This is a genomic window from Streptomyces flavofungini, assembly GCF_030388665.1.
Classification (GTDB): Bacteria; Actinomycetota; Actinomycetes; order Streptomycetales; family Streptomycetaceae; genus Streptomyces; species Streptomyces flavofungini_A.
Map to the genome: position 1 here is coordinate 6467347 of NZ_CP128846.1, position 22441 is coordinate 6489787.

The 22441-nt window shown below is 69.8% G+C and carries 21 protein-coding genes and 1 pseudogene; 6 read left to right on the forward strand and 16 right to left on the reverse strand.

Annotated elements, in window-relative coordinates; all coding sequences use genetic code 11:
* Positions 1-17: 17 nt before the first annotated feature.
* The 3 genes from QUY26_RS27590 to QUY26_RS27600 are packed head-to-tail and all read right to left on the reverse strand — an operon-like array spanning position 18 to position 2478.
* Positions 18-1082, reverse strand: a complete 1065-nt coding sequence (locus QUY26_RS27590; RefSeq protein ID WP_289951248.1) for an ArsO family NAD(P)H-dependent flavin-containing monooxygenase — start codon at positions 1080-1082, stop codon at positions 18-20.
* The gene (gene arsB / locus QUY26_RS27595; RefSeq protein ID WP_289951250.1) at positions 1079-2173 is read right to left on the reverse strand and encodes an ACR3 family arsenite efflux transporter; all 1095 of its coding nucleotides are present in this window, start codon (positions 2171-2173) and stop codon (positions 1079-1081) included. Before arsB ends, QUY26_RS27590 begins: the two co-directional genes overlap by 4 nt.
* Positions 2170-2478: an ArsR/SmtB family transcription factor gene (locus QUY26_RS27600; protein WP_289951251.1), complete on the reverse strand. Its 309-nt coding sequence runs from the start codon at positions 2476-2478 to the stop codon at positions 2170-2172. The genes arsB and QUY26_RS27600 overlap by 4 nt, the downstream gene beginning before the upstream one ends.
* 91 nt (positions 2479-2569) lie before the next feature.
* Here QUY26_RS27600 and QUY26_RS27605 point away from each other — a divergent pair, with 91 nt between their 5' ends.
* Positions 2570-2992 (forward strand): arsenate reductase ArsC, encoded by a 423-nt coding sequence (locus QUY26_RS27605; RefSeq protein WP_289951253.1) that lies wholly within the window; start codon positions 2570-2572, stop codon positions 2990-2992.
* 586 nt (positions 2993-3578) lie between these two features.
* On the opposite strand, the gene QUY26_RS27615 is transcribed toward QUY26_RS27605, so the two are convergent.
* A complete protein-coding gene (locus QUY26_RS27615) occupies positions 3579-3965 on the reverse strand; it encodes an ArsR/SmtB family transcription factor (protein ID WP_289951255.1) in 387 nt (128 codons plus the stop codon).
* A gap of 165 nt (positions 3966-4130) precedes the next feature.
* On the opposite strand from QUY26_RS27615, the gene QUY26_RS27620 reads away from it, so the two are divergent.
* Positions 4131-4811, forward strand: a complete 681-nt coding sequence (locus QUY26_RS27620; protein ID WP_289951257.1) for a low molecular weight phosphatase family protein — start codon at positions 4131-4133, stop codon at positions 4809-4811.
* Positions 4812-4818: 7 nt separating this feature from the next.
* On the opposite strand, the gene QUY26_RS27625 is transcribed toward QUY26_RS27620, so the two are convergent.
* The 11 genes from QUY26_RS27625 to QUY26_RS27675 all read right to left on the reverse strand — a co-directional run bounded on the left by QUY26_RS27625 (position 4819) and on the right by QUY26_RS27675 (position 16440).
* A complete protein-coding gene (locus QUY26_RS27625) occupies positions 4819-5619 on the reverse strand; it encodes a winged helix-turn-helix transcriptional regulator (RefSeq protein WP_289951259.1) in 801 nt (266 codons plus the stop codon).
* A 58-nt stretch (positions 5620-5677) separates the two neighbouring features.
* On the reverse strand, positions 5678-6529 hold the full coding sequence (gene pstB / locus QUY26_RS27630; RefSeq protein WP_289956087.1) for a phosphate ABC transporter ATP-binding protein PstB: 852 nt from the start codon (positions 6527-6529) through the stop codon (positions 5678-5680).
* An 83-nt stretch (positions 6530-6612) separates the two neighbouring features.
* Complete coding sequence (gene pstA / locus QUY26_RS27635; protein ID WP_289951262.1) at positions 6613-7524, reverse strand: phosphate ABC transporter permease PstA; 912 nt, start codon at positions 7522-7524, stop codon at positions 6613-6615.
* Positions 7524-8474, reverse strand: a complete 951-nt coding sequence (gene pstC / locus QUY26_RS27640) for a phosphate ABC transporter permease subunit PstC (protein ID WP_289951263.1) — start codon at positions 8472-8474, stop codon at positions 7524-7526. Before pstC ends, pstA begins: the two co-directional genes overlap by 1 nt.
* Positions 8471-9448 (reverse strand): PstS family phosphate ABC transporter substrate-binding protein, encoded by a 978-nt coding sequence (locus QUY26_RS27645; RefSeq protein WP_289951265.1) that lies wholly within the window; start codon positions 9446-9448, stop codon positions 8471-8473. Before QUY26_RS27645 ends, pstC begins: the two co-directional genes overlap by 4 nt.
* A gap of 834 nt (positions 9449-10282) precedes the next feature.
* Positions 10283-10582, reverse strand: coding sequence for a hypothetical protein (locus tag QUY26_RS27650; protein WP_289951269.1), 300 nt, complete (start codon positions 10580-10582; stop codon positions 10283-10285).
* Between the two features lie 192 nt (positions 10583-10774).
* Positions 10775-12091, reverse strand: coding sequence for a Na+/H+ antiporter NhaA (gene nhaA / locus QUY26_RS27655; RefSeq protein WP_289951272.1), 1317 nt, complete (start codon positions 12089-12091; stop codon positions 10775-10777).
* 288 nt (positions 12092-12379) lie between these two features.
* On the reverse strand, positions 12380-12754 hold the full coding sequence (locus tag QUY26_RS27660) for a GNAT family N-acetyltransferase (RefSeq protein WP_289951273.1): 375 nt from the start codon (positions 12752-12754) through the stop codon (positions 12380-12382).
* The gene (locus QUY26_RS27665; RefSeq protein ID WP_436840414.1) at positions 12751-13944 is read right to left on the reverse strand and encodes an acyltransferase family protein; all 1194 of its coding nucleotides are present in this window, start codon (positions 13942-13944) and stop codon (positions 12751-12753) included. Before QUY26_RS27665 ends, QUY26_RS27660 begins: the two co-directional genes overlap by 4 nt.
* A 136-nt stretch (positions 13945-14080) precedes the next feature.
* Complete coding sequence (locus tag QUY26_RS27670; protein ID WP_289951274.1) at positions 14081-15109, reverse strand: hemolysin family protein; 1029 nt, start codon at positions 15107-15109, stop codon at positions 14081-14083.
* Positions 15106-16440 (reverse strand): hemolysin family protein, encoded by a 1335-nt coding sequence (locus QUY26_RS27675; RefSeq protein WP_289951276.1) that lies wholly within the window; start codon positions 16438-16440, stop codon positions 15106-15108. The genes QUY26_RS27670 and QUY26_RS27675 overlap by 4 nt, the downstream gene beginning before the upstream one ends.
* 668 nt (positions 16441-17108) lie before the next feature.
* Here QUY26_RS27675 and QUY26_RS27680 point away from each other — a divergent pair.
* On the forward strand, positions 17109-17564 hold the full coding sequence (locus QUY26_RS27680) for a tellurite resistance TerB family protein (protein WP_289944824.1): 456 nt from the start codon (positions 17109-17111) through the stop codon (positions 17562-17564).
* A gap of 199 nt (positions 17565-17763) precedes the next feature.
* Positions 17764-18048, forward strand: a pseudogene (locus tag QUY26_RS27685) (TerD family protein); the annotation flags it as partial.
* 313 nt (positions 18049-18361) lie between these two features.
* On the opposite strand, the gene QUY26_RS27695 reads toward QUY26_RS27685, so the two are convergent.
* Positions 18362-19279, reverse strand: a complete 918-nt coding sequence (locus QUY26_RS27695; RefSeq protein WP_289951278.1) for an ion transporter — start codon at positions 19277-19279, stop codon at positions 18362-18364.
* A 409-nt stretch (positions 19280-19688) separates the two neighbouring features.
* Between QUY26_RS27695 and QUY26_RS27700 the strand changes: the two genes are divergently transcribed.
* On the forward strand, positions 19689-20303 hold the full coding sequence (locus tag QUY26_RS27700; protein ID WP_289951280.1) for a hypothetical protein: 615 nt from the start codon (positions 19689-19691) through the stop codon (positions 20301-20303).
* Positions 20304-20381: 78 nt separating this feature from the next.
* Positions 20382-22394 carry an SPFH domain-containing protein gene (locus QUY26_RS27705; protein WP_289951282.1) on the forward strand — a complete coding sequence of 671 codons (2013 nt, stop codon included), beginning with the start codon at positions 20382-20384 and terminating at the stop codon, positions 22392-22394.
* Positions 22395-22441: the final 47 nt, after the last annotated feature.

Sequence of the window (22441 nt, forward strand, 5' to 3'; positions counted from 1 at the left end):
GCCCTCCGACGCGTTCGTCACCGCTCGGTGAGCAGTTCTGCGATGGAGCGGGCCGTATCCCGCGCCGGACGGCCGACGCCGATGAGTGTGGCGGAGGCGGGTCCGGTCCAGTCGCCGTAGCCGAGCAGGTACAGGCGGGGCTCGTCCACAGCCCGCGTCCCTACGGTGGGGATGCGGCCGCGCGGGCCCCGCAGCCCCAGGGGCACCAAATGCCCGAGCGTCGGGCGGAAACCGGTGCACCAGATGACCGCGTCCGCGTCCGCCCGCGTTCCGTCCGCCCACACGACGCCGTCACGGTCGAGGTGCGCGAACGTCGGCGACGCCTTGAGCAGCCCCGCGTCCCGGGCCTCACGCACGGGCGGTACGGCGACGATGTCGCCCAGCGAGGCGACACCGCCGCTGTCTGCCCGCCCTTGGTCGAGGGCGCGGCGCCGCGCGGTGGCGGCGTCGAACAGGGCGCGGCCGTCGATGTCGTCGGCCAGGAAGCGTGGTGGGCGCTGGGTGGCCCAGGTCAGCTCGGTGTCGTACGCGAGGTCGGCGGCGATCTGCGCGCCGGAGTTGCCGCCGCCGACCACGACCACCTGCTTCCCGGCGAAGTCGCGCGGGCCGCGGTAGTCGACGGTGTGCAACTGCCGTCCACGGAAGCCGGACCGGCCGGGAACAGCGGGCAGGAAGGGGCGCCACCAGGTGCCGGTGGCGCTGATGACGGCCCGGGTCCGCCAGGTGCCGGAGTCGGTCTCGACGCGCAGGAACGCGTCTTCCTCCCGGTGGACCGCGGAAACCCGGACGGGCCGGTGTACCGGCAGCTCGTACCGGTGCTCGTATTCGGTGAGGTAGCCGACCACATGGGCCGCGTCGGGGTACATCTGCCCCGTCTGCGGGGGCATGGGGCGCCCGGGCAGGGAGGAGTACGCGGCCGGGGAGAACAGGTGCAGCGAGTCCCAGGCGTGCTGCCAGGCGCCGCCCGGCGTGTCCTGGGCGTCGAGGATGACGAAGTCGACGCCGAGGCGGCGCAGATGGTAACCGGCGGCGAGCCCGGCCTGGCCGCCGCCGATCACCACCACGTCGACGTGCCGCGTCATGAACCCAGTTGGTCGGCCGTGAACTTCTTCCGCCACGCCAGCGACACGTACACGAGCGCCACCAGGACCGGCACCTCGATCAGCGGGCCGACGACGCCGGAGAGCGCCTGGCCGGAGGTGACGCCGAAGGTGCCGATGGCGACCGCGATGGCCAGCTCGAAGTTGTTGCCCGCCGCGGTGAAGGCGAGGGTCGCGGTGCGGTCGTAGGCCAGACCGATCGCCTTGCCGAGGGCGAAGGCGCCGAACCACATCACCGCGAAGTACACCAGGAGCGGCAGCGCGATCCGTGCCACGTCGAGGGGCTGCGAGGTGATCGTCTTTCCTTGCAGGGCGAAGAGGATGACGATGGTGAACAGCAGGCCGTACAGGGCCCACGGGCCGATCTTCGGCAGGAAGTCGGCCTCGTACTTCTCGCGCCCGAGCTTCTGCTCGCCGATGCGGCGGGTCAGGAAGCCTGCGAGCAGTGGGACGCCGAGGAAGATGACGACGTTGAGGGCGATCTTCCACAGGGAGATGTCGAGGTGCTCGCCGTCGCCCAGGCCGAGCCAGCCGGGCAGCAGGTCGAGGTAGAACCAGCCGAGCAGGCCGAAGGCCAGGACCTGGAAGACGGAGTTGAGGGCGACCAGGACGGCGGCGGCCTCGCGGTCGCCGCAGGCGAGGTCGTTCCAGATGATGACCATGGCGATGCAGCGCGCGAGGCCGACGATGATCAGGCCGGTGCGGTACTCGGGGAGGTCGGCCAGGAAGATCCAGGCGAGGGCGAACATGATCGCCGGGCCGAGCACCCAGTTGATGACCAGCGAGGAGATCATGAGCTTGCGATCGCCCGTGACGGCGTCGAGCTTGTCGTAGCGGACCTTGGCCAGGACCGGGTACATCATGACCAGCAGGCCGAGCGCGATCGGCAGGGAGATGCCGCCGATCTCGACCTTGGCGAGGGCGTCGTCGAGGCCGGGGATGAGCCTGCCGAGCCCCAGGCCGACGGCCATGGCGATGAGGATCCAGACGGCCAGGAAGCGGTCGAGCGTCGACAGCTTCTGGACGACCGACGACTCCCCGGTGGTGGTCGCGGGTGCTTCGGTGCGGGTCACGGGCAGGCCCTCTTGTTGTCGGCGGCGGTGCGGGCGGTCTCGGCCAGGTCGGCGAACTGTCCGGCGAGCGAGGCGATGACGTCCGGCCGCAGCCTGTAGTAGGTGAACCGGCCGCAGGGCTCTGTCTCGACGACCCCGGCCTCGCGCAGGACTCTCAGATGGTTGGACAGGTTCGTCTGCTTCGCGCCGGTCTCCTCCACCAGGTGGGTGGTGCACAGCGTCTCGCGGGCCAGCAGGGTCACGATCTGGAGCCTGAGCGGGTCGGCCAGGACCCGGATCAGTTCAGTGTCGACTGACGTCATCATGGGCTGATACTCTCACATCAGTCGCACCTGATACCACTAGATACTGACGTCAGTCACACCTGATGTCCTCTTGAGGCGAGAGAGGCCCCTGATGCCCGAGAAGCCCTCCGTGCTGTTCGTCTGCGTCCACAACGCGGGCCGTTCCCAGATGGCCGCTGCGTGGTTGAATCACCTGGCCGGGGACCGGGTGGAGGTCCGCTCCGCCGGTTCTGCCCCCGGGGACCGGGTCAATCCGGCCGCCGTCGAGGCCATGCGCGAGGTCGGCATCGACATCTCCGCCGAGTCCCCGAAGATCCTGACCGTCGACGCGGTCAAGGAGTCCGACGTGTGCATCACGATGGGGTGCGGCGACACCTGCCCGGTCTTCCCCGGCAAGCGGTACCTGGACTGGCAGCTGGACGACCCGGCCGGTCAGGGAGTCGAGGCCGTGCGCCCGATCCGCGACGAGATCAAGGAGCTCGTCGAAGGGCTGATCAAGGAGATCGCGCCGGAGCGGCCGGAGCCCAAGGTGTGAGCGTGACCCGGGGCGTCCGCGAGGTCATCGTCATCGGCTCGGGCCCCGCGGGCTGCGCCGCCGCGCTCCACACCGCCCGCGCCGACCTCCAGCCTCTCGCCTTCGGTGGCGCCGTCTTCGTCGGCGGCTCTCGTCGACGCACCCGCGACGGCGGAGCCCGTCACCGCCTGGCGGCGAGGAGGGGATCCACGCCCGGTTGCCCGAGGACGGTGCCGGACATGGCGCCGTGCCTGAGGGGGGAAGGCCGGTGGGAAGTGGCGACCGCATCGGAACAACCATGGGTCAAGCGGTATGCGGACGTCGGTGAGGCCCGCGTCGCATGCGTCGATGAGGGCGCCGGACCGCCGGTGGTCCTGCTGCGCGGCTGCCCGTTCTCGTCCTTCGTCCGGCGCCGGGGCGTCCCGACGCTGAGGTCGCGCTTCCGGTGCGTGGCCCCCGACCTGCTGGGCCTGGGCGACACGGAGACCCCGCCCGAGGCGGACTTCTGCCGATGGAGGGCAGGTCGAGCGAAGTCGCCGCGCTCATGGGGGACTTCGTCAACGACCACGCGAGGTGACGGCCCGTGGCGAGCACGGCCGTGGCGGGGTCATGCCGTGGCGGCGGCCACGGCCGACGGGTTCAGGATCGCCCGCACCCTGTTCAGGCCGTCGTAGTTCACCGAGTACCAGGCCCATGTGCCGCGGCGTTCGCGGTTCAGCAGGCCGGCCTCGGTCATCAGCTTCAGGTGGTGGCTGACGGTCGGCTGCCGGAAACCCAGGCAGTCGGCCAGGTCACAGACGCACGCTTCGCCCGCCGGTGCGCGCTCGATGATGCGGAAGATCTGCAGCCGGGTGGGGTCGGCGATGGCCTTGAGCATGAGGGCCAGACGCTTGGCCTCGTCGCGCTCGATGAGCAGGCACGCGAGGCCGGGACTGCAGGTCTCGCCCTGCGTCTCGTCCGCCCCCGCTGTGGCGCCCAGTTCAGTGATAGCCATCTATTCACCATAAGCGCGACTCTGACCCCACCAAGTGTTCGAGAGTGCATGCGGGGGCGTTGTTCACCGGGCGTTCACTTGGGTCGCCCTCTGTCCAATAAATAGATACACATCTATTATCAATGGCGGCGGGGTGCGCCAGGCCGCCGACCAAGGAGGTGCCCCATGCGCGAGCCGAACCCTCCCAGCGGTCCCCACCGCGCCGCCCCGCCCCTGCGTGACCTCACCCCCGTACTCGAACGCCTCACCGCCCGCTTGGCTGCACGCCACAGCAGGTCCTTCTCCCGGGAAACGGTCGAGAACTACGTCGAGGAGTGCTCCTGGCTGCTCGCGGCACGCGCCCGTGTGGAGCTCCATCTGCCGGTCCTGGTCGAGCGGTTCGCCGATCAGCGGCTCGGTGCGCTGGCCCGCGGCATGGGGCTCTCGCCGAAGCCGGTGCCCGAGGTGCTGTTCGTCTGTACGGAAAACGCGGGGCGTTCGCAGCTCGCCGCCGCCCTGATGCGCCGCCGTGCGGGCGCCGCGATCCGGGTGCTGTCCGCCGGCTCCGCTCCAGGCACGGACATCGCCCCTGTTGTCCGGCAACTGCTCGCCGAGCAGGGCCTCGACGTGGGCGAGGAGTTCCCGAAGCCGCTGACCGCCGAGGTCGTCACGGCTGCCGACGTCGTCATCACGCTGGGCTGCGGCGACGCGTGCCCGATCCGGCCCGGGCGCCGCTACCTCGACTGGAACATGCCGGATCTGACCGGCCTCGACATCGAGAGCGCGCGGGCGGTGCGGGACGGGCTGGCCGCACGGATCGACGAACTGGCGCGGGAGCTGCTGCCAAGCGGAGTGATCCAGGAGTGAGCGCGACCTACGCGGTGGGAGCCGGGGTGATCGACGGTGTGGGCGGAGCTGCCGGGGAGCAAGCGTTGCCGCACTCCAGGCGGTAGCCCATGCCACGGATGGCGTCGATGGTGCAGCAGCTCTTGCCGTCCTGCCTCAGCCGGATGCGGACCCGGCGCACATGCACGGTGAGGGTGTTGCTGTCGAGGGCGTCGGTGCCCCACAGCGCGCGGGTGAGCTCGGCCCGGCTGACGACTCGGCTGGCGTTCTCCATCAGGTAGCGCAGGAGCATGAACTCACGGACGGGCAGGTGCAGCGATTGCCCGCGTACGTAGACGTGGAAGCCCGCCGGGTCGAGCTCGATGTCGCCGACCATGAGCGGTTGGCCCGCCCCCGCACCCTCCCGGCTGCCGGACACGACCAGGGGGACGATCTCCGCTGCCCGGTAGGGGCGGGCCACGAAGGCGATCGCGCCGGCCACCACCGCGGCCGCCGCCTCCTCGGCCCCCTCCGGCCCGGCCCCGACCAGGACCGGCACCGGGTGGAGCCGGGCGATCAGCTCGGTGACCCGCGCGGCGCTCACCACCGGCAGCGGGGCGCCGAGCAGGACAGCCCGGGGGCGGCAGGCGCCGACCTGCAACAGGGCCTCGGCGCCGTCGTGGCAGAGGACGGTGCGGATGCCCGCGCTCTCGAAGCGGGCCAGGGCCTCGGCGGCCAGGTCCTCGTCGGGCTCGGCGAGGAGCAGATCGGCGGTATTGCCGTCGCCCGGGCCGCTCGGAATGCTGATGCGCGCGACGGGCTGAGCGGCCCGGTGTGCGTCGGGTGTCACCCGTGAAGCTCCTTCACGTGGGGGGTGCGCAAAGGGAGGCGGCACACGGGACCTCGTCTCAGCCGAAGCGGCCGGAGATGTAGTCCTCGGTGCGCTGGTCGGAGGGATCGGTGAAGATGCGTGCCGTCTCGTCGTACTCGACGAGCCGCCCGTGGCGGTCGCCGGTGGCCTCGTCGACGGCCGCGGTGAAGAAGGCCGTACGGTGCGAGACCCGCGCGGCCTGCTGCATGTTGTGTGTGACGACGATGATCGTGAATTCCTGGGCGAGGTGCTCCATCAGGTCCTCGATCTTGGCGGTGGCGATCGGGTCGAGGGCCGAGCAGGGCTCGTCCATCAGGATCACCTCTGGGCTGACCGCGATGGTGCGGGCGATGCACAGCCGCTGCTGCTGGCCGCCGGACAGGGCCAGGGCCGAGGTCTTGAGCTTGTCCTTGACCTCGTCCCACAGGGCGGCATGGGTGAGGGTCTGCTCCACCAGGTCGTCGAGACTGCCCTTGAAGCCGCCGACCCGGGGCCCGTAGGCGATGTTGTCGTAGATGGACTTGGGGAACGGGTTGGGCTTCTGGAAGACCATGCCGATGCGGCGGCGCACCTCGATGGGGTCGACCTCGCGGCCGTAGAGGTCCTCGTTGTGGTAGCGCATCTTGCCCGTGACGCGTGCCCCTTGGATGAGATCGTTCATGCGGTTGAAGCAGCGCAGGACGGTGGACTTGCCGCAGCCTGAGGGGCCGATCATCGCGGTGATCTGACGGTGACCGATGTGCATGTTCACATCGCGTACGGCCTCGTGGTCGCCGTAGAACACCGACAGGCCGCCTATCTCGAAGACCGGGCTGGCCAGAGGCGGCGCGTCACGGTAGACGACCTCCGGGGTGCGGGTGCCGCCGGGGGCGTCGGAGGGCTGGTTCATGGCGGTCTCCTGGCCGGACTGGGTGAGCTTGTCGGCGGGGCCGGATCGGTCGGCTGCCGGGGGAGGGGGAGAGGTCATGGCCGTCACCACTTGTGGCTGTAGCGGTTGCGGAGCCAGATCGCCAAGGAGTTCATGGCAAGGAGGATCACCAGGAGAATGACGATCGCGGCGGAGGCCAGAGCGACGAACTCCGAGCGCGACTGGCTGATCCAGTTGAAGATCTGGATGGGCAGGACGGTGAACTGGCTTTCCACACCGGTGGGGTTGAAGGTGATGAAGGTCAGCCCGCCGAGCAACAGCAGCGGCGCGGCCTCGCCGATGGCGCGGGACAGGGCGAGGATCGAGCCCGTGGCCATGCCGGGCACGGCCGCGGGCAGGACCTGGCGCCAGATCGTCTGCCACTGCGTCGCACCGAGCGCGAGCGAGGCTTGCCGGATGGACTGCGGCACCGCGCGGATCGCTTCCCGCGAGGAGATGATCACGACGGGCAGGACGAGGAGCGACAGGGTGAGCGAGGCGGTGAGGACGGTCTGGCCGAAGCCCAGCCCGCGGGAGATGACTCCGAGGCCGAGGATGCCGTAGACGATCGAGGGCACGGCTGCCAGGTTCTGGATGTTGATCTCGACGGCGCGGTTGTACCAGCGGTTCTGATCGGCGTACTCCTCCAGGTAGATCGCGGTGAGGATGCCGGTCGGCAGGCAGTACAGCGCGGTGAAGCCGATGACCCAGAGCGTGCCCATGATCGCCGACTGGGCGCCGCCGTTGGACGGGGTGATCAGGTCGGGGAAGTTCGTCCAGAGCCGGGAGTCGAGCCGTGACCAGCCCTCCACGACCACGTACGTGATCAGGCCGACCAGGAAGACGACACCGACAGCGAGCGAGGCCCACAGGCTGAGGTGGAAGAAGCGTTCGCGCCACGGGGTGCCGCGCCCCTTGAGCCGAGGCGCCCCGGGCGCACCGGCGATGGGGTCGCGTTCGAGGACCTTGGAGCTCATCACTCGTACACCTCCCGGTACTTGCGCACCAGGCGGATGCTCAGCAGGTTCATCACCAACGTCATGACGAACAGCAGCGAGCCGACGGCGAAGATCGTCTGGTACCCGGTGGAGCCCGTGGGCAGGTCGCCGATACCGGCTGCCGCGATGAAGGCGGTCATGGTCTGCATGCCTTCAAGGGGGTTGAAGGACAGATTGGGCTGGCCGCCCGCGGCGATCGCGACGATCATCGTCTCGCCGACCGCACGGGAGATGCCGAGGACGATGGCCGCGACGATGCCCGAGAGCGCGGCCGGGAAGACCACCCGGGTCGAGACCTGCATGCGCGAGGAGCCGAGCGCGAAGGCACCGTCGCGCAGGGCGTGCGGGACGGCGCTCATGGCGTCCTCGGCGAGGGAGGCGATCGTAGGGATGATCATGATGCCCATGACGAACCCGGCGGACAGCGCGTTGAAGATCTGCGGCCCGTCCCCGAACGGCCAGTGGTCCTGCAGCGCCGGCGTGATGGCCTTCAACGCGAAGAAGCCGTAGACGACCGTGGGGATGCCGGCCAGCACCTCCAGCATCGGCTTGAAGACCGTACGGGTGCGGGGACTGGCGTACTCGCTCAAGTACACGGCCGCGCCCAGGCCCAGCGGCACGGCGACGAGCAGCGCGATGAGGGTCACCATCAGCGTGGCGCCCACCAACGGCAGAACACCGAAGTGCGGCGGCTTGAACAGCGGGGCCCAGTTGGTGCCGGTGATGAAGTCGCCGAAGTCCACCTTGCCGAAGAACTCCCCGGCCGGGGGAATCAGGGCGATGACGATGCCGACCGTCGTCAGCACCGAGACCAGCGAGGCGGCCACCAGGAGCACCTTGATGACCTTCTCGCCGTAACGCGGTTGGGACTGCTTCAGGAAGCCGGGGCCGCCTGAAACAGTCCGCTGTCCCGGAGCGCCGGACTTCATGACTTGTGCTGCTCCCGCAGCGTGTCGAGGTCCTTCTTCAGCTCCGTCTCCTGCGCGGAGTTGAGCGGTACGAACAGGGACTTCTCGGCGATCTCGGCGTGCTTCTCGACGTAGAACTCGACGAACGCCTCGACCTCGTCCTTCTCCAGGGACTTGGCCTTCGGGTAGATGAACAGCGGCCTGGAGAGGGGCTTGTAGCTGCCGTCCTGCACGGTCTTGCTGGTCGGCTCGACGCAGCCGTCGCCGCCGTCGACCTTCACGACCTTGAGCTTGTCCTTGTTCTCCTCGTAGTACGACAGGCCGAAGTAACCCAGGCCGCCCTTGGAGCCGGACACACCGCGGACGGTGACGTTGTCGTCCTCGCTCGGGTTGTAGTCGGTGCGTGAGGCGCCCTCTTCACCGTTGATGGCTTCGGTGAAGTAGTCGAAGGTGCCCGAGTCGGTGCCCGCGCCGAAGAGTTCGAGCTTCTGGTCGGGGAACTTCGGGTCGACCTGCTTCCAGTTGCTCACCTTCGACTCGGGACCCCAGATCTTCTGGAGCTGGTCGACGGTGAGGCACTCGACGAAGTCGTTGTCCTTGCTGACCACGATCGACAGGCCGTCGTTGGCGACCTGGAACTCCTCGTACTTCACGCCCTTCTTCTCGCACGCGGCCTTCTCCTCGTCCTTGATGGGGCGGGAGGCGTCGGAGATGTCGGTCTCGCCGGCACAGAACTTCTCGAACCCGCCACCCGTGCCGGACGTGCCGACGGTGACCTTGACGCCGGAGTTCTCCTGTTGGAAGAGCTGAGCCGCCGCCGTGGACAGCGGGGCCACTGTGCTGGAGCCGTCGACCCGGATGTTCCCGGCCAGCTTGCCGTCCTTGCCGTCGCCCGAGCCCGCGTCACCACCGCCACACGCACTCGCCGCCAGTACCGCGGCCGCCGAAAGAGCCAGGGGTGCCTTGGCCCGCCACAACGCAGAGGAAATGTTCACGAGTCTCGACCCTTGTGTCAGCCGGGGTGCCCCGGCGTGTGGATCGGCGCGCAACGCGCTCCGTTCGGACACCTTGGATCGAAGTCTGACTATATGAACCTGGGGTGTACGGACGGGACTTCGCCCGTGAACTATAGGCACCTATCTATATAGATGAATCCTGATCAATGTGACCTGGGGGCACTCCGAGCTGAGGGGTGAAATCCAGACACCCAAGAGGCGTCGAAGCGGGGCCTGGCGACGCGGCTCGGCCGGACTTCGCCAACCCGGGACCATGGGTCGAAGGCGGCGCCACAGGCACTCTCACTGCAGGGAGATCTCCCCGTCCGGGAGCCTGCCGTCCCGGTACCCGTCGATGAAGTCCGGCGGGATCACGGGCTCCACCACGGCACGGACTGTCCGGAGCCGGGCGGTTGTCCACCAGCGCTCCGCTGTGCCGGGCGGTGCGGGAACACGTGTTGGCCAGGCGGGGGAGGGCGGCGGCGCGAGGGCGTCGTATTCGGGAGGCCGCCGCTCCCCACCGGCAGGGACACGTCGTATGAGGGTGAGTTGGGCGGTGGCTTCGTGGCGGACGGCGAGAGTGTCGTAACGCGGCAGCTTGCCCACAACGCCGAAAGCGTCGGCCGCTTCCGCCGGGGCCCCGGGGCCCCGCGCCCGGCGAGGAGCGGGCGTCGGGGCGGCGCGGCGGGAAGGGCAGCGTGATGGACGCCGAACGGGGCGAGTTGGAGACTGTGGCTTGCTGCTCATGCCGCCGTCAAGGACGCCCGGCGGGCCGCCTTCGAGTAGTCGGCGGCGCGCGCTGTCCACTCGACTGCTTGCGCCTGCTGCCCTCACTCAGGACGCGGAGTCGGTGAGGACTGCGAGCCCCGCCAGTAGTCCTATGTAGGCCAGGACCACGAGCAGGCTGAAGAGGATCAACAGCCAGCCGGTCACGATGCCCAGGAGCGCGGCGCCTCGGTCGACGCCGCCCAGGCGCTTGCCCCGGCGGCGGCCGAGGTGTCCGGCGGGCACCGCGACAAGACCGGACACGAACACGAAGAACGTGTAGAACCCGCCGTACATCAACCAGAACACCGGTGTCAGGAAGATGCCCGCGATCAGGCCGACACCCAGGATGGCAGCCCAGATACTCACCCGTGCCGGTGTGTTCCGAGGAGCAGCACTGGCCGCACCTATGCCGTGAGCACCTTCAGTCACTTCTACCTCTCCCTGTTTCATATCAGCGGGCCACTCTACGAGAGGGACCTCTCACCACCGGCTCAGCGGCCTGCTCGCCGTCACTGCCTCGCTGACCCGACGGTTGATCTCGGCCCGGTTGTCGGGCACTCATGCCGCGCTGCCGGGGGTCTGCTGGTAGATGTCGGGGATGCCGTCGCCGTCCTGGTCGAGGTTCTCGGCCTCGTACAGCCTGCGGTAGATCCGGTCACGCCGTTTCAGGAGCACCGCGGCCAGGGCGGCGGCCGTCAGGGAGCCGGTCAGCACCGCGGCCTTGACGTGCTCGACGTCGGCGGGTGCGGGGAAGGCCAGTTCCCCGATCAGCAGGGAGACGGTGAACCCGATGCCGGCCAGGACGGCGAGGGCGAAGACGTCGGCCCAGGCCAGGTTCGGGTTGAGCCGGGCGCGGGTGAACCGCGCGGCCAGGTACGTCCCGGCGAAGATGCCGACCGTTTTGCCCAGGACCAGGCCGAGCGTCACGCCGAGCGGTTCGGGCCGGGTGAAGACCTCGCCGAGTACGGGCAGGGAGATGCTGACTCCGGCGGAGAACAGGGCGAACAGCGGGACGGCGATCCCGGCGGACACGGGCCGCATCAGGTTCTCGGTGCGCTCGGCGGGTGAGGCGGTCTCGGCGGTCCGGCTCGCGGTGGCGGGGTCGCGGGTGGTGCGGAGGAGCAGGCCCATCGCGACGCCGGCGACGGTGGCGTGGACGCCGCCGTTGTACATCAGCGCCCAGATCACGATGCCCAGCGGCACGTACCACCACCAGCCGCGCACCCGGAGCCGCTGGAGCAGGTAGAACACGACGAGCCCGGCAACCGCCCCACCGAGGGCGAGGAGGTTCAGGTCGGCGGTGAAGAAGACCGCGATGACCAGGATCGCGCCGAGGTCGTCGACGACGGCCAGGGTCAGCAGGAAGGCCCGCAGGGCCGAGGGGAGGTGGGTGCTCAGGACCGCCAGGACGGCCAGGGCGAAGGCGATGTCGGTGGCCATCGGCACCGCCCACCCTTTCAGGGAGCCGCCGCCGGCCGCGGCGGTGGCGGCGTAGAGCGCGGCGGGTACCGCCATCCCGCACACGGCTGCGACCACCGGCAGTGCGGCGGCGGCCGGGGTGCGCAGCTCGCCGACCACCAGTTCGCGTTTCAGCTCGATCCCGGCGACCAGGAAGAAGACGGTGAGCAGACCGTCGGAGGTCCAGTGCCCCACCGACAGGTCCAGTCCCAGCGTGGGTATCCCGAAGTGCAGGTCGCGCACGGTGTCGTAGGCGGCGGACCAGGGGGAGTTCGCCCAGGCCAGCGCCAGGACGGTGGCGGCCAGCAGGACGAGACCGCCGACGGTTTCGGTGCGCAGGGCCCGGGAGACCGCACTGCGTTCGGGCCAGGGCAGCAGGCCCAGGAAGACGGAACGGTCACGAGGGGCGGCGCACATGGCAAGCCTCCCGGCGATCGGGGAAACGGACATAGCTGTCCCTGCCCGCCGACCAGACTTCCCGGCACACCCCGCTCGTCTTGACGCGTTCTTTACACTTTATCGGGGCCCGGCTCCAGGCGCCTTTGCCAGGCCCGCACGCCCCGCTGCCCGGCCGGCCGTTCAACGACCTGTGGAAGAAAGACCACCGGAGGCGGCGGGTGAGGTCTCAGGGCGGCCTCGGCACAGGCAGGGGGCCGACGCCGGGGAGGGCACTCGCGTACGTCGCCCCTCACGCCCCTGGGACGGCTATGAAGTGTGTATGTGCGCGCACTTTGTGGCGTTCGCGGGGAAGGCCACGTCGGTCTCCTCCTCCATGGCGGTGAAGAAGTGGCGGCCGTCGGAGGTCTGTCGGGTGGTGGACCAGGCATAGTGCGCGCGTCGTTCCTGGGCCAGCGCGTGGTGCAGCGCCTCGCGGGCGATGCCCTGGTCCTGCCAGTGGACGGCGACGGCGATGTTGCGGATGAGGCCCCGTCGGCAGGTATGGCAGATCTGGAAGTCGAGCCGGCCGACTGGGCGGTCGTGGGGGTCCAGAGCGGTCAGGGTCTGGCGCCCCGCGGCGGACTCCCTGTCCGGTGCGATGCGGGCGAAACGGACCGTGGGGAGCCGCGCCGGGCCGCTCATGACGTAATCCCTGCTCGCTCCGTTCGCTCCGTTCGCTCCGTTCGCTCCGGGCTTCCTGTTCTTCTCGTTCTTCTCGGGCCGCCCGCGTGCCTGCCGCCTCTGGACTGCCGACTGTCCTTGAAAGCCCATTCCATCTTCGGTTCCATCGCGAAACGGAAGAGGCGTTGGACGGGCGGGGTGCACAGCAGGGTGACGACCGTGATGGCGACAAGGGTCACCGTGATCTCGCCGAGGGGCTGGTGGATCCAGTCGTGCTCGTACCAGTCCCAGAAGCGAGAGCCCTTGGCGAGGAAGCCGTGCAGGAGGTAGCCGTACAGGGTGCCCGCGCCCAGGGCGGTGAACCACAGCCTGCGTCCCGGGACCCAGGCGAAGAAGCAGGCCACCAGGACCAGGGAGCAGCCGAACATCGCCAGGGTCATGACCGGGCCGGTCCAGCCGGGGGCGGCCAGTTCCTGGGCGCTGTCGCGGCGGTAGAACCAGGCCGCGTTCATGTGCGGGGCCGCCCAGTACGCGAAGGCGAGGGCCAGGGCCGCGATGGGCAGGGCCAGGAGGCGGGCCTCGCGGCGGCGCACGATGCGGAAGTGCTCCGGCTTCAGGCACAGGCCGAGGACGAAGAAGGGCAGGAACTGCAGGACGCGCTGGAGGTCGAGGTCGTCGCCGATGTCGGGGGACGTGGAAGCCAGCGCGGCGATGGCGAGCGCGATGGGCAGTGGCCAGCGCAGGACCTTCCACAGCGGGGTGGTCAGGCGCCAGATGAACAGGGCTGCCAGGAACCAGGTGAGGTACCAGGGGTCGAGGAGACTGACGGGGTACGTCGGGTCGTCGTCGGCCCATCGTTTGAACAGGGTGTAGGCGACTTCGAAGAGGACGTAGGGCACGGCGATGCCGGTGACCAGCCGTCGCAGTCGTCCGGGGCCGGCGTCGAAGCTCTTGGAGAAGTAGCCGGAGATGATGATGAAAGCCGGCATGTGGAAGGTGTACACGGCGACGTACAGGGCGGCCGCGGCCCGGCTGTCGTCGCGCAGTGGCTCCCAGGCGTGCCCCATCGCGACCAGGACGATGGCCAGGTACTTGGCGTTGTCGAAGAAGGAGTCCCGCTTCGGCGGGGCCGGTCGGACCGGTTGGGGCTCTGGTGCGTGCCGGTCCGGCGTGCGTGCCTCGACGCGGGACAGGCGCAGTGTGTCAGTCACCGGCCCTCCTGAAGGAACCCAGGACCCGGTTCTCGCGTCTTAGCTGATTTGTGGGTGTGGGGAGGGTGCTGGACATTCCCAGCACCCTCCCACTCCCCTTACGGCGCGTTCAACCCTCGTGCGTGTGACCCGCCGCTCACATGTTGGCCAGGGCGGGGTCCGGGCCGACGAGTTCGGACAGGACGTCCTCCATCGTGACGAAGCCGATGACGGTGCGCTTGTCGCCGGTGACGGCGGCCAGGTGGCTGTCCATGGCCCGCAGCGCGGTGAGGGTGTCGTCGAGCGGGGTGTCGATGCTCACCCGGGTGAGCGGATGCAGCGCCGTGCGCGGGAAGGGCTTGTCCCGCTCGGTGACGCCGAGGGTGTCCTTGATGTGCAGGTAGCCGAGCAGGGCCCCGCCCTTGCCGGTGACCGGGAAGCGGGAGAAGCCGGCCTGCGCTGCCACCTGCTGGAGGCGGGCCGGGGTGACGGTGTCGTCGACGGTGCGCATGCGCGCGGCCGGGACGAGGATCTCGCCGACCGGGCGCGTGCCGAGCTCCAGGGCGTCCCGCAGCCGTTCACCGTCGGCCGCCGACAAGAGGCCGGCCTGGCTGGAGTCCATCACCATGCGGGCCAGTTGGTCGTCGGTGAAGACGGCCTCGACCTCGTCCTTCGGCTCGACCTTCAGCAGCTTCAGCAGGGTGTTGGCGAAGGCGTTGATGCCGAAGACCACCGGCCTGAGCGCCCGGGTGAGGGCGACCAGGGGCGGCCCGAGGACCAGCGCGGTCGGTACGGGGGCGGCCAGCGCGATGTTCTTGGGGACCATCTCACCGATCAGCATGTGCAGATACGTGGCCACGGTGAGCGCGATGGCGAAGGCGATCGGGTGCACCAGGGCACCGGGGACGTGGGTGGCCTCGAAAGCGGGCTCCAGCAGATGGGCGATGGCCGGTTCCGCGACCGCGCCGAGCACCAGCGAGGAGACGGTGATGCCGAGCTGGGCGGTGGCCATCGCCGCGGAGATGTGCTCGATGCCCCACAGAGTGCTCCGGGCGCGGCGGTTTCCCGCCTGGGCCCGGGGCTCGATCTGGCTGCGGCGCACCGAGATCAGGGCGAACTCCGCGCCGACGAAGAAGGCGTTGGTCAGCAGCGTCAGAGCGCCGATGAGGAGCTGGATCGTGGTCATCGGGCCTCCTCCAAGGCTGTATCGCCCTGGCGGACGGGCGCGGTGATGCGGACGCGGTCGGCACGGTGGTGCTCGACCGCCTCGACGGCCAGGCTCCAGCTGTCGAGGTCGACGGTGTCGCCGACGGCCGGGATGCGGGCCAGGCGGGTGGCGATGAGTCCGGCCACTGTCTCGTACGGGCCTTCCGGTGCCGCCAGCCCTATTGCTCCGAGCTGGTCGACGCGGACGCCGCCGTCCGCCTCCCACACGGCACGGCCGTCCTGGCCGGGTGCGGCGGGCACGAGGTCGGGAACCTCGACGGGGTCGTGCTCGTCGCGGACCTCGCCGACGACTTCCTCCACGATGTCCTCCACCGTGGCCACGCCCGCCGTGCCACCGTACTCATCGATGACGACCGCCATCGTGCGGGCGGCGCGCAGCCGCTCCAGGAGTCGGTCGGCGGGCAGGCTGTCAGGCACGAGCAGCGGTTCGCTGGTCAGGTCGGTGACCGGGGTGAGCTGCTGCTTGTCCGGGTCCAGGGCGAGGATGTCGCGGATGTGGACGGTGCCGATGACCTCGTCCAGGGTGTCGCGGTAGACCGGGAAGCGGGACAGGCCCGTGGCGTGGGTGAGGTTCGCCGCGTCCGCCGCTGTGGCGTGCGCCTCCAGTGCCCGTACGTCGACGCGCGGGGTCATCACGTTCTCGGCGGTCAGCTCGCTCAGGTGCAGGGTGCGGACGAACAGTTCCGCGGAGTCGGCCTCCAGGGCCCCCTCGGCGGCCGAGTGCCGGGCGAGGGCCACCAGTTCGTCCGGTGTGCGGGCGAAAGCAAGCTCCTCGGCGGGCTCCAGGCCGAAGCGCCGCACGAAGCGGTTGGCGGTGTTGTTCAGATGGTGGATGAACGGGCCGAAAGCGGCGGTGAAGCCGCGCTGTGGAGTGGCCACCACCTTGGCGACGGCCAGCGGGCGCGAGATCGCCCAGTTCTTCGGCACCAATTCGCCGACGACCATCAGGATCACGGTGGAGACCGTGACGCCCAGGACGGTGGCCGCAGGCGAGGCCGCGACACCGAGGCCGGCCGCTTCGAGCGGCCCGCGCAGCAGCGCCGCCAGTGACGGCTCGGCGAGCATGCCGATCACCAGCGAGGTGACCGTGATGCCGAGCTGGGCGCCGGAGAGCTGGAATGTCAGGCGGCGTACCGCCCGCAGCGCGCTGTGCGCGCCCCGCTCGCCGGCCTCGGCGGCGCGCTCCAGGTCACCGCGCTCGACAGTGGTCAGCGAGAACTCGGCGGCGACGAAGACGGCGCAGGCCAGAGTGAGCAGCAGGGCCAGGAGCAGCAGCAGGACCTCGGTCACCGTGCCACCCCCGTTCCCTCAACCTGTGGCTGCGGGCAGGCAATGGCACGGCTGGTACTGGGAGGCTCACCCATCGTGGGTCCGTGGCTCCTTCTGATGTCTCGTACGTCATTCAAGATCAGCGGGCACCGGCGAGGCGCCCGCTTCTACACCCACTGTAAAGGAATGGCAAACCCGCGCGACAGAGGCCATGGCCTCCGTCACGCGTCGCGGTCGTGCGGCAACCGAGTGGTGATGGTCGGCAGCACCTCGGCGTCCGCGGTCACGAGCGCGAGCGGGGGTCGGGTGGCGAGGGGGTCGGCGGTGATCACCGCGGTCGCGGCCCCGGCCGAATGTCGCCGGCCTCAAGGTCGGGCCCGGGGCGTCCGCGACTGTGAGCGGTCCGGCAGCCTCGGAGCCGGCGTGTTTCCCGCCCCGGTGTGGGGGCACCTCCGGCGGCGCGATCGAGCAGCGGCGGTCGGCGGCGGGGTCAGGGGTCGCGCGGAGCACCGGGGATCGTACGAGCATGGCGACGGGTACGGGCACGACTTCCACGGGCAGGGCCATGGGCGCGGGTCCGTCGGGCACGCTCCTGCTAACTTCTACTTTGCTGTAGAAGTCGAGTGTCGCCCGGACCGTGCCTCTGCGGCCCGGGCAACGCTCCTCACCACGTCAGGAGTTGAGCGGGCATGGCCCTGTGGGACCGGCTCAAGGAATCCGCGTCGCAGATGCAGACGCAGCTCATGGCCAAGAAGAACGACCTGAAGAGCGGCGCCTTCCGGGACGCCAGCATGGCGATGTGCGCCCTGGTCGCGGCCGCCGACGGCTCGGTGGACCCCTCCGAGCGCCAGCGCGTCACCGAACTCATCCTCACCAACGAGGTGCTGCGCAACTTCCCCTCCGAGGACCTCCAGCGCCGGTTCGAGGCGAACCTCGACCAGCTGGCCGCCGACTTCCAGCTCGGCAAGGTCAGCGTGCTCCAGGAGATCGCCAAGGCCAAGAAGAAGCCCGCCGAGGCCCGCGCGGTCATCCAGATCGGCATCGTCATCGGTGGTGCCGACGGCGACTTCGACAAGGACGAGCAGGCCGTCGTGCGCGAGGCGTGCTACACGCTCGACCTGCCGCCGCACGAGTTCGACCTCTGAGGGGCACTCGCCCGGCCGCCGTGGCCGTGGGGCCGCGGCGTGCCCCCTTCCCGTTCCGGACCCGCGTCGGGCAGGGGAGGGGGCGGCGGTCGGCACACGCCGCCGCCCTCGGCGTCTCGGAGACCCGGGGCATCGACTGGATCGAATGGGCGATCCAGTCGCGCTGGGCGCAGCGGGTGTGGCCGGGCTCCAGCGGTTCGATCTCGCCGCGGTTCCCGCCGACGTCACCAGGATCACGTTCCCGGTGTCCATCCACGACGCCGAGGCCCGCCAGCAGCCCTTCGGCCAGGTCCGAGGCGCCTTCATCCGTGTCGTGAACCAGGCCGACAGCCAGGAGATCGCCCGCTACGACCTCACCGAGGACGCCTCCACCGAGACGGCCATGGTCTTCGGGGAGCTGTACCGCAACGGCGAGGAGTGGAAGTTCCGCGCGGTCGGCCAGGGCTACGCCAGCGGCCTCGCCGGTATCGCCGCCGACTTCGGCGAGTGGGTCCTGAACCTCGCCAGCGAGGACGGGTCCGTGCGTCACACCGGCGACAACCTGGGCGGCGGCGCGGGTCAGGGCGGCGGCGACGAAGCCATCCTCGTCGACCTCGCCTCATGCCCGCCATCGCCGAACAGTCGACCTCGCCTCATGCCCGCCATCGCCGAACATCTGTGACCCGCGGGCGCACACGCCGGACGGCCGGCCCGGACCAGGGCAAGGGCTGATCGGTGCCCGGCTGGTGAAGTGAGCGCCCGGTGAAGTGAGCGCCCCCGAGCGGGTGTTGGGGCGGTATCGGTTGTGGGCGTCCTCGTTACGGGCGCCTGCCGCCCGCCGAGGCGCTCTGTTCCGCGTCCCGCGGTGGAGGAGGCAGTGCCTGTTCGAGGCTGTCGAGGGCGCGACGCGCCGTGGCGATGCGTTCGCGGAGCAGCTCCGGGTCGACGGGCGCCGCTGCACCGGAGGGAGCCACGGCGTCACCTTCCGCATCGCGCTTCTTCTCCATGTCGCGCGCTTCCTCCAGCGAGGTGATGACCACGCCGATGAGGACGTTGACCAGGACGAAGGAGGCCAGCAGGACGTACGAGGCGTAGTAGACGAAGCTCCAGCGGGAGATCTCCAGACCCGCGCGGACCGCGTCCCCCAGGCCGTCCAGGGTCATCAACAGGAACAAGGTGAGGACGGCACGGCCGATGGAGCCGAAGTGCTCGGGGTCGTGGTCGGCGAAGAAGACCCAGCCCACCATCGCGTACAGATACAGCAGCAGCGCGCCGACGAGCAGGAAGCTGACCGTACCCGGCAGGCTGCGCCCCACGGCGACCATCACCACGCGCAGCTGCGGCAGGAAGCGGGCCGCGCGCAGGATGCGCGCCAGGCGCAGCAGCCGCAGGACGGTGCCGTTCTCGCGGATGACCGGCAGGAACGCGGACAGGAGGACGGCCAGGTCGAAGAGGTTCCACGGGTCGCGGAAGAAGTCCCTGGGCCGGTCGGCGTGCGCGGCGGCGCGCAGGAGTATCTCGATGGTGAAGGCGGCCACACAGACGTGCTCGGCGAGGCTCAGCCACCGGTGCCAGTCCGCCACCAGACCCGCGTACGTCTCCACGCCCAGCAGAGCCGCGTTGGCGAGGATCAGCGCGAAGACGGTGACCGCGAACCAGCGCGCCTCGGTGACGGCCCTGCAGCGCGCCGCGAGAACCTCGCGGGAGCATAACGCCCCGGCCGTGGGGTCCGACATCCTGCTTCCTCACATCTCGACGGTGCGGCGCCCACCACCACCGGCCAACAGAACGCAAAGGCGGGGATGTTGAGACACCCCGCAAGGGGAGACACTTCTACAGGATTGTAGATACAGGCGCGTCGTGCGCCGAACCGTTCGCGGCGTGGGTCGGCGGAACGCTGGTTCTTGATGACTTGCTGACGTTTCCTTAGCGACATCCTGGCACGAACGCCCGTACCAACACTGCCGGAAACCGGCAATGCGGCAGACGGCGATCCCGGGCATGATGGACGTGAGGGAAGCGCTGCGGATCGCCCTGATGCCGGATACCGGCACATTCGGAGCCATGCCGGGATCAGGGCCCTCGGCTGTCGTGCACGGACCGGCGTGCACCGAGGAACGGGATGAATCGGGGGAGGGGACGGGCATGCGGGCGTTCGTCGAAGCCAGCGTGGGGTTCCCCACGGCCGTGTTCACGGCCGCCCTCGCCGTGGTCGTGGTCTTCTGGCTCCTCGTCGCCGCGGGCGTCACCGATTCCGACGGCTTCGACGCGGACGCGAGCTTGTCCGCATGGGGCCTGGGCGGTGTGCCCGTCACGGTCGCCGTCTCGTTCATGACGGTGCTGTCCTGGTTGTTGAGCCTGTCCGCGAGCGTGCTCTCGTCGGCGGTCGCTTTCTCGGGCACGGTGCGATTCGTCGCCGGTGCCGTCGCGCTCGTCGCCGTACCGCTGTTCGCCTGGCGGGTGACGAGGGTGGCCGTGCGCCCCTTCGCGCGCTTCTTCCCTGACGAACCCGGGCCGTCCCGGCAGGACTTCATCGGGTCGGTCTGCTCCATCCGCACGGGGCGGGTGGACGCGGACTTCGGCCAGGCCGAGGTCGCCGCCAGGGACGGCTCCACCGCCGTCGTCCAGGTCCGGCAGTACGGCACCGACTCCCTGAGCCGGGGCAGTACCGGGCTGCTGTACGCCTACGACGACATCGGCGAGTTCTTCTGGGTCGCGCCCTACGACGCGGCGCTCGATCCGCAGCCGCACCGCGACTGAACCGCCGCCCACCACCTCTTCTCACCTCACCGGGGCCCGGCCACGTCCACGCCCCAGGAATCACTAGGACGTCACCACATGGATGCCATCACCGTGGGCATAGGCGTGTCCGTCGCCGTTGTCCTGCTCATCGTCATCGTGCTGCTGCTGGTCCTCACCCGACTGTTCCGCAAGGTGGAGCAGGGCAAGGCGCTCATCGTCTCCAAGATGCGCAAGGTCGACGTGACCTTCACCGGGCAGGTCGTCCTGCCCGTGCTGCACAAGGCCGAGACCATGGACATCTCGGTGAAGACCATCGACATCACCCGCACCGGCCGTGACGGCCTGATCTGCCGGGACAACATCCGCGCCGACATCCGGATCTCGTTCTTCGTCCGCGTGAACAAGACCGTCGAGGACGTCATCCGGGTCGCCCAGGCCATCGGCACGGCGCGCGCCAGCGATCAGAACACCCTGCAGGAGCTGTTCAACGCCAAGTTCTCCGAGGCCCTGAAGACCGTCGGCAAACAGATGGACTTCTCCGACCTGTACACCAAGCGCGACGAACTGCGCGACCGCATCATCCAGGTCGTCGGGACCGATCTGAACGGCTACAGCCTGGAGGACGCGGCGATCGACTACCTGGAGCAGACGCCGCTGAACCAGCTCGACCCGGCCAACATCCTGGACGCCCAGGGCATCCGGAAGATCACGGAGCTGACGGCCGTCGAGCACGTGCGCACCAACGAGTACACACGGAACGAGGAGAAGGAGATCACCCGGCAGAACGTCGACGCCCGCGAGGCCATCCTCGAACTGGAGCGACGCCAGGCGGATGCCGAGATCAAGCAGAAGCGCGAGGTCGACACCGTACGGGCACGGGAGGAGGCGGAGACCGCACGCGTGGCGGAGGAGGAGCGGCTGCGCGCGCAGAGCGCCTTCCTCGCCACCGAGGAGAAGCTCGGTGTCCTGCGTGAGAACCAGGCCCGCGAGGTCGCCGTCGCGCAGAAGAACCGCGAGCGCGTCATCGCCATCGAGAACGAGCGCATCGAGAAGGACCGCCTCCTCGAAGTCATCGCCCGCGACCGGGAGACCGAGCTGACCCGTATCGCCGCCGAGAAGGAAGTCGAGGCGGAGAAGCGGGAGATCGCCGAGGTCGTCCGTGAGCGCGTCGCCGTCGACCGCACGGTCGCCGAGCAGGAGGAGTCCATCAAGAAGCTGCGGGCGGTGGAGGAGGCCGAGCGCAAGCGGCAGTCCGTCATCATCGCCGCCGAGGCCGAGGCACAGGAAGGCCTGGTCAAGAACATCAAGGCCGCCGAGGCAGCGGAGCAGGCCGCCACACACCGCGCCGCGGAGGAGCTCACGCTCGCCGAGGCCCGGCTCAAGGCCTCCGACCTGGACGCGCAGGCCAAGCAGCGCCTCGCCGAAGGTGTCCAGGCCGAGCGCGCCGCCGAGGGGCTCGCGGCCGTCCAGGTACGGGAGAAGGAGGCCGACGCGATCGAGAAGGCCGGGCGCGCCGAGGCCGGGGCCACCGAGGCCCGTATGCGCGCGGAGGCCGAGGGCGTCCAGGCGAAGCTGACGGCCGAGGCCGCCGGGCTCACGGAGAAGGCGGCCGCGATGGCGGCCCTGGACGAGGCGTCGCGCACGCACGAGGAGTACCGGCTGCGCCTGGAAGCGGACAAGGAGGTCCGGCTCGCGGGCATCGAGGTGCACCGCCAGGTCGCCGAGGCGCAGGCGACCGTCCTGGCGACCGGCCTGGAGAGCGCCGACATCAGCATCGTCGGCGGCGAGTCGGTCTTCTTCGACCGCCTCGTGTCCTCGATCGCCCTCGGCAAGGGCATCGACGGCTTCGTACAGAACTCCGAGACCGCACAGGCCCTCGCCAGGCCGTGGCTGGACGGCAGCGCCAGCTTCACCGACGACCTGACGCGGCTGCTCGGGTCGGTCTCCACGGCCGACGTTCAGAACCTCACGGTGTCCGCCCTGCTGATGAAGCTCATGAAGGGTGACGGGGAGCGGTCCGGGCAGGTGCGCGAACTGCTCGACAAGGCAGGGCAGCTGGGGCTCGCGGACATGCCGCTCGCCGAGCTCAACGGCTCGCTCAAGAGCTGACTCGGACCGGGCCGGGGCCGCTCCACGGGGGTGAGCGGCCCCGGCCC